4 protein-coding genes are annotated in these 6,690 nt (G+C 41.1%); 3 read left to right on the forward strand and 1 reads right to left on the reverse strand.

The window, feature by feature from the left end; genetic code table 11:
* The first annotated feature begins 131 nt into the window (after positions 1-131).
* Both CWC30_RS10690 and CWC30_RS19135 read left to right on the forward strand, forming a co-directional pair.
* Positions 132-2,879 (forward strand): S9 family peptidase, encoded by a 2,748-nt coding sequence (locus CWC30_RS10690; protein ID WP_138627055.1) that lies wholly within the window; start codon positions 132-134, stop codon positions 2,877-2,879.
* 214 nt (positions 2,880-3,093) lie between these two features.
* Positions 3,094-3,276 carry a Fic family protein gene (locus tag CWC30_RS19135; RefSeq protein WP_349654452.1) on the forward strand — a complete coding sequence of 61 codons (183 nt, stop codon included), beginning with the start codon at positions 3,094-3,096 and terminating at the stop codon, positions 3,274-3,276.
* Between the two features lie 102 nt (positions 3,277-3,378).
* On the opposite strand, the gene CWC30_RS10700 is transcribed toward CWC30_RS19135, so the two are convergent.
* Positions 3,379-4,563, reverse strand: a complete 1,185-nt coding sequence (locus CWC30_RS10700) for a BaiN/RdsA family NAD(P)/FAD-dependent oxidoreductase (RefSeq protein ID WP_069439835.1) — start codon at positions 4,561-4,563, stop codon at positions 3,379-3,381.
* A 447-nt stretch (positions 4,564-5,010) separates the two neighbouring features.
* Between CWC30_RS10700 and CWC30_RS10705 the strand changes: the two genes are divergently transcribed.
* Positions 5,011-6,690 (forward strand): S8 family peptidase (locus tag CWC30_RS10705; protein WP_138627056.1); only part of this gene is annotated, 1,680 nt, incomplete at its 3' end.

Below are 6,690 nucleotides of genomic sequence, written 5' to 3' on the forward strand. Positions count from 1 at the left end.
ACCTTTCACCTTTCACCTTTTACCTTTTATTTTTAACTTCTCATCTCTGCCCTGCTACCACTTATCGTATCTACTCGAATTGTTATTAAAACTCGTTACAATAAAATAATGTTAAAAAACGAGAATCTATAATGAAAACACAACTCACTCTTGTAGGCTGTGCACTTATTACCAGCTTAACGAGCGCCAGTGCTTTAGCTAATAAGCCATTAGAATTTAAAGATGTATTTGATTTTAAATCTGCAAAAGGCACGCAGCTTTCTGAAAATGGTCAAATCCTATCTTTAAGTGCAACCCCTTATCGCGGGGATGCTACAGGGAAAGTCTACTCACTCAATAGCAATAAGCTTATTGCTGAGGTGGAACGAGGAACCCGTCCTACCATTAGCAAAATGGCAAACTGGGTCGCATTTACGCAGGTGCCTACTCTGCTTGAAAAAGAAACCACTAAGAAAAAAAGTGACTTAAAAAATAACTTAGTATTAGTGAACACCCAAACCGGTGAGCAGCAAAGCTTTAATAATGTAAAAGATTACGTGCTAGCTAATAACGGCCAGTGGCTGGTCTATCGCAAAAATGAAAACGCTGAAGAAGACGATAAAAAACTCGACAACGATAGCGCTATTACTGCCGACAAAAAAGATAAAAGCTATCCGCTGGTTATCATCAACTTAAGTGATAAGCGCACTCATACTCTTGAAAGTGCCTTTACCTATGGCATTAGTGCCACCAGCAATCAGCTATTAGTGAGTCAAAGCTATGTTGATGGCGGCAATAATCAAATTACTTTATTCTCACTCGATGATTTTACCAGCACCGTGTTAATTGATGAGCCCGGTGTGGTTGCTAGCAAAATAGCCTGGCACCCAATCGAAAAAACCGTTGCGTTTACCTTAGGCAACTATGTAAACGATGATAAGCGTCGTCGTCAGTACGAATTAACGCTGTGGCAAAACGACACGCTAACCACTGTGCAATCACCTAACCCAGAATGGTTAATGGGCAAAACCGCGACATTAACTTGGGCCGAAGATGGTACACGTTTATACTTTGAAAACCGCCCAAAACTCGCTGCAAAAGTTAAACAAAAAGAATACACAGATGAGTCATCACTGTATGACTTTGAAGTAATTCGCGACCATAAAGGATTAAATGTATGGCACAACAATGATGCACAAATAAAACCGCGCGAAGAGCAGCAGTGGCATAAAAACAATAAAAATCGTCATTACACTGCGGTATACCATGTAAATTCACAGCAAGTCGTTCAGTTAAGCACGCCAAATATGCCTGAGCTGTCGCTTAATACTGAGCGTGCCACGTCATTGTTAGGCTACTCAAATTTAGCGCATCTTGAAAAAGTAATGTATGGCGGTTTTTTTGCTGACTACTTTGCTGTTGATATAAACACGGGTAAACAGACTTCTATCATTAACGACTATCCATTTAGGCCGAGCCTTGCGCCCAATGGGCAGTTTGCTGCTTACTTTGATAATAACCAAGTACAGCTTAAAAACTTAGGTAATAATAAAGTGAGCGTACTCAGCAAGGCGATTAACGCCACGTTTGCCGATGACAAACACGACTATCCATCCAAGCAGCCTGGTTATGGTTTTGCAGGCTGGCTGAACGATAGCAGCGAAATACTGGTTTACAGCAAATACGATATTTGGTCATTTAACGTCAATACCAAGCAAGCTAAACGCTTAACTAATGGTAAAAAAAGTAATACGCAATACAGAGTGATCAAACTTGATAAAAACCAAGTAGGCTTTAACAACAATGATACGCTCCTGCTTTCTGCAATTAATTTACAAAGCAAGCAAAGTGAAGTGGCAAAACTTAATTTAGCAACTCTTGAAGTCACTAAATTACTTACAGGTAATAAGCGCTTTGATGTAGTTAAAAAAGCCAAAAATGCCGATAAATACTTATTTACTGAGCAAACCTATCAGCAATTTCCAGACATTTATCAAACAGACTCTAACTTTAAACAACCACAACGCGTAACTAACCTTAATCCTCAGATAAGCAACTTTGCTTGGGGACAAACACCTGAACTCATTAGCTATAAAGGCTTTGATGGTGAAGATTTACAAGGGGTATTAATCAAGCCTGCCGGTTATAAAAAAGGCGATAAAGTGCCTGTTGTGGTGTACTTTTACCGCTACATGAGCCAGCGCATGTATGACTTTCCAAAAATGGAATTAAATCATCGCCCTAATTTCCCGATGTTTACCTCAAATGGCTACGCCATCTTTTTACCTGATATTCGCTTTGAAATAGGTCACCCTGGTAAATCCTCAACTCAAACCATGATCAACGCCACACAAAAGCTGATTGATTTAGGTATTGCCGATGCTAATAAAATAGGCTTACAAGGCCACTCTTGGGCGGGTTATCAAAGTGCATTTATGATCACCCAAACTGATATGTTTAAAGCAGTGGTATCGGGCGCGCCAGTATCAAACATGACCAGTGCTTACAGTGGCATTCGCTTAAAATCTGGACTTGCACGCCAATTTCAATACGAAACAGGGCAAAGCCGTATTGGTAAAAATTTGTTTGAAGCACCTGAGCTTTATATTGAAAACTCGCCAGTCTTTTTTGCCGATAAAGTAAACACGCCTATTTTGATTATGTTTGGCGACAAAGATGATGCGGTGCCATGGCATGAAGGCGTGCAATATTACTTAGCGCTTCGTCGCGCAGGTAAAGACGCAACCTTTTTACAATATGAAGGTGAACCGCATCACCTAAAACAATTTCCAAATCAGGTCGATTTTTCAGTGCGTATGATGCAGTACTTTGATCATTACCTTAAAGGCAAACCGGCCGCTAAGTGGATGAAAGAAGGTGAAGCGTTTATCGAAGAGTAACCACTAGAAGTTAAAAACCCCGACTGCACTGCGTGATATCGGGGTTTTTAACTATGTAACCTGAACTTTGGTTAAGAGATTTACTAACGTATTGAATCAAAATTGATATTTATATTTATTTTCTCTAGCCAGAGATTTCCAGTGAAAACAAGGCGAAATTACGCGTCAATAGCTGCTTGAGATAGATTTATTATCCAGAGTTCAGGTTAAATATATTTATCCAAAGCGAAAAGCCACTAAACCGACAAGAGCTACAAATTTACTTGGATTAAAAGACCGTAAACATTTTAGAGAGCGCTACTTAAAGCCAGCCATTGATGCTGGAATTATAGAAATGACTATTCCCGAAAAACCAAATAGCAAAATGCAGCAGTATAAACTTACCCAGACGAGTTAAAAGCTTAAGTTATAAACAGAGCAGGAATAAACGCCACCTCAAAGATGAAGTGGCGTGTTAATACGCTGTTTCCAGCGAAATTTTATAATTGATTAAAAACGACTACGCGTACTGCCCGGCGGCAAATCCACAGCTCCACGCGTATTGGAAATTATAGCCTCCTAGCCAACCCGTTACATCGGTCACTTCGCCAATAAAGTATAAGCCTTTAGCTTTTTTAGCCTCAAATGTCTTTGAGCTCAACTCGTCGGTATCTACGCCGCCTAAAGTAACCTCTGCGGTTCTGTAACCCTCGGTACCATTTGGTTTAATTTGCCACGCATGAATATAATCAGCAAGCGCATCTATTTGGCCATGCGTTAGTTGATTAATATTACAATCGGGAATGGCGTTACTGGCGTGGAGTATTTCTACAAAGCGCTTAGGTAGGATAGTCGCGAGGCTATTTTTCAACGATTTTTGCGCTTGTGTTTCTCGCCAATTAGCTAGCTGTTGCTTTAAATCTAGTTCAGGCAGTAAATTGATCGTTACCGCCTGACCTGCTCGCCAAAATGAGCTTATTTGCAATATAGCAGGCCCAGATAGCCCACGATGAGTAAATAAAATATTCTCTTTAAATACGGTGCCATCTTCGCTTGCAACTTCACAAGGAATACTAATACCCGAAAGCCCTTCAAAACGGTCTTTATCGTGCTGATGTAAGGTAAAGGGAACTAGAGCAGCCATAGTCGGCAATATCTTTAAGCCAAATTGCTCTGCAATTTTATAGCCGATTGGCGTAGCACCCAGTTTAGGCATGGTTAACCCACCCGATGCAACCACAAGCGACTCACAAGTAAGTGTTTCTTGTTCAGTTGTCACACTATAGCCGGTAGCTGTTTGAGCGACATTTAACACTTCGCTGCGCAGTTTAATAGTAACGCCCGCCCACTCACACTCGGTTAGTAAAATATCAACAATGTCTTGTGCGCTATTGTCACAAAATAATTGCCCGAGTGTCTTATGGTGATATGCCAAACCATGTCGGTCTACAAGCTCTACAAAGTCGTGCTGCGTGTAGCGACTTAAGCACGATTTTACAAAATGGGGGTTAGCGCATAAATAGTTGCTAGGGCTTGCATTTTCATTTGTAAAATTACAACGCCCACCGCCACTAATTAAAATTTTACGTCCTGGCTTTTTACCCATATCAAGTACTGTGACGCTTCGGCCGCGATACCCTGCTTGTGCCGCACACATTAAACCAGCGGCTCCGGCACCAATCACTATCACATCAACGTGAGTCATTTAGTTATCTCTTAAAAACTTTTGTGAATTATAACAAAGTTTCAATAATAACCAGATAGCCAGAGCGTGTTTATCTTGAGCGTAAACAGGATGCGTAAGCTTTGCTCGATTTTTACTTAGTCCACAAGGTTACAAATCGCGCGCCGCGGTTAACCTCTTCCTAGATTGAACTTATTTTAATCCGCAAAGGTCAACACCCCTTTTGTATTATTTTTAATTTATCAATAAAAGTTAATTAATGATAAAAAACCCCAAAAAAATATAATACATTAGAATTATTAATAATAGAAAAACAAATACAAAACAACTGAAAGCGCACTAAATACGCGGTTATAACTAAATGAAATAGGTACATACGTATTTAATATTTCAAAGTAGTTAACAGATCATTTACCTTTGTACCCGCTTTGTGGATTTTCACAAATAATAATAAAACTAAGGGTAATTATGACTTCTAATAATTCATTCAAAAAATGCGCTGTTGCGCTAACAATAAGTACACTCTTTGCTGCCAGCTCAAGCATGGCTAACCTAGCGCAAGCAATCGCACCCTCAATGGCAGAAACCTCAGCCAAGTTACAAAATCAAGGTGGCTTTGAGACTCAATTCATCATTAAATATAAAAATAACAACGATATGATGAGCACCTCAACCGCTGATGTATCACCAGCAATGATGAATAAAAAAGCGCAAAGCTTTGTAAAAAACTTCACCTCAAAAAAAGACAAAGTTAAAGCTAAGTATGTTCGCGCAATGGCACTCAATAACCATCACGTAATGCGTGCCGATAAAAAACTAAACGCTGAAGAGGCCCAGCAGTTCATGCAAGAAATGGTTAATTCGGGTAATGTTGAATATATTGAAGTCGATCAAATGCTAAAACCATTTGCAACTCCTAATGACCCGCGTTATGGCGATCAATGGCATTACTATGAGCAAGCCGGTGGACTTAACTTACCAGCAGCTTGGGATACGGCAACAGGCAGTGGTGTGGTTGTCGCTGTGCTTGATACGGGCTACCGCCCTCACGTTGATTTAAACGCTAATATTTTACCAGGCTACGATATGATCTCTAATCTATCAGTCGCCAATGATGGCAATGGCCGTGACAACGATGCTCGCGATCCAGGGGATGCAGTTGCAGCTGGTGAATGTGGTAATAACGGTGCACAAGGCTCTAGTTGGCATGGTACTCACGTTGCAGGCACTGTCGCTGCAGTAACAAATAACGGTGAAGGCGTTGCTGGTGTTGCTTATGACGCCAAAGTAGTACCAGTGCGTGTATTGGGTAAATGTGGCGGTTTAACCTCAGATATTGCTGACGGTATCATTTGGGCCTCAGGTGGTAATGTGTCGGGTACATCAGCAAATGCTAATCCTGCTGATGTAATTAACATGAGTTTAGGTGGTGCGGGTGCATGTAGTTCAACCACGCAAAATGCCATAAATACTGCTCGTAACAACGGCACAGTTGTTGTTATTGCTGCAGGTAACGATAACGATAATTCTGCAAACTACAACCCAGGTAACTGTAATGGTGTTGTTAATGTTGCATCAGTTGGCCGTAATGGTGGCCGCGCTTATTACTCAAATTACGGAAGTAATATTGATGTGGCAGCACCGGGTGGCGCGCAAAGCTTTGCCAATGATTCTGAAGGTGTTTTATCAACTTACAATTCAGGTTCAACAACACCATCAAGCGACAGTTATGGCTTTTCGCAAGGCACCTCAATGGCGGCTCCTCATGTTGCGGGTGTTGCTGCACTGATCAAACAAGCAAAACCAAACGCGACTCCTGATGAAATAGAAAGTATTTTAAAAACAACCACTCGTCCATTTTCTTCTACGTGTACCAGCTGTGGTACAGGTATTGTTGATGCAGCCGCTGCGGTTGCTGCAGCATCAGATGGTACACCGCCAACAACGGGTGATAACGAACTTGTTGATGGAGAAGTCAAAACCGGTTTAAGCGGTGCGGCAAGTGCACAAGACTTTTACACTATGACAGTCCCAAGTGGTGCAACCAATGTTACTTTCACTATGAGTGGCGGTACAGGGGATGCTGACTTGTATGTACGTGCAGGTAGTAAACCAACCACAACCACTTATGATTGTCGTCCATATAAA

Origin of the sequence: Pseudoalteromonas sp. S4741, from assembly GCF_005886135.1 — a bacterium.
Taxonomy (GTDB): Bacteria; Pseudomonadota; Gammaproteobacteria; order Enterobacterales; family Alteromonadaceae; genus Pseudoalteromonas; species Pseudoalteromonas tetraodonis.

Coding starts and splice junctions, on each gene's coding strand:
- CWC30_RS10700 (WP_069439835.1), bottom strand. CDS start 4,563: ATGACTCACGTTGATGTGATAGTGATTGGTGCCGGAGCCGCTGGTTTA.
- CWC30_RS10690 (WP_138627055.1), top strand. CDS start 132: ATGAAAACACAACTCACTCTTGTAGGCTGTGCACTTATTACCAGCTTA.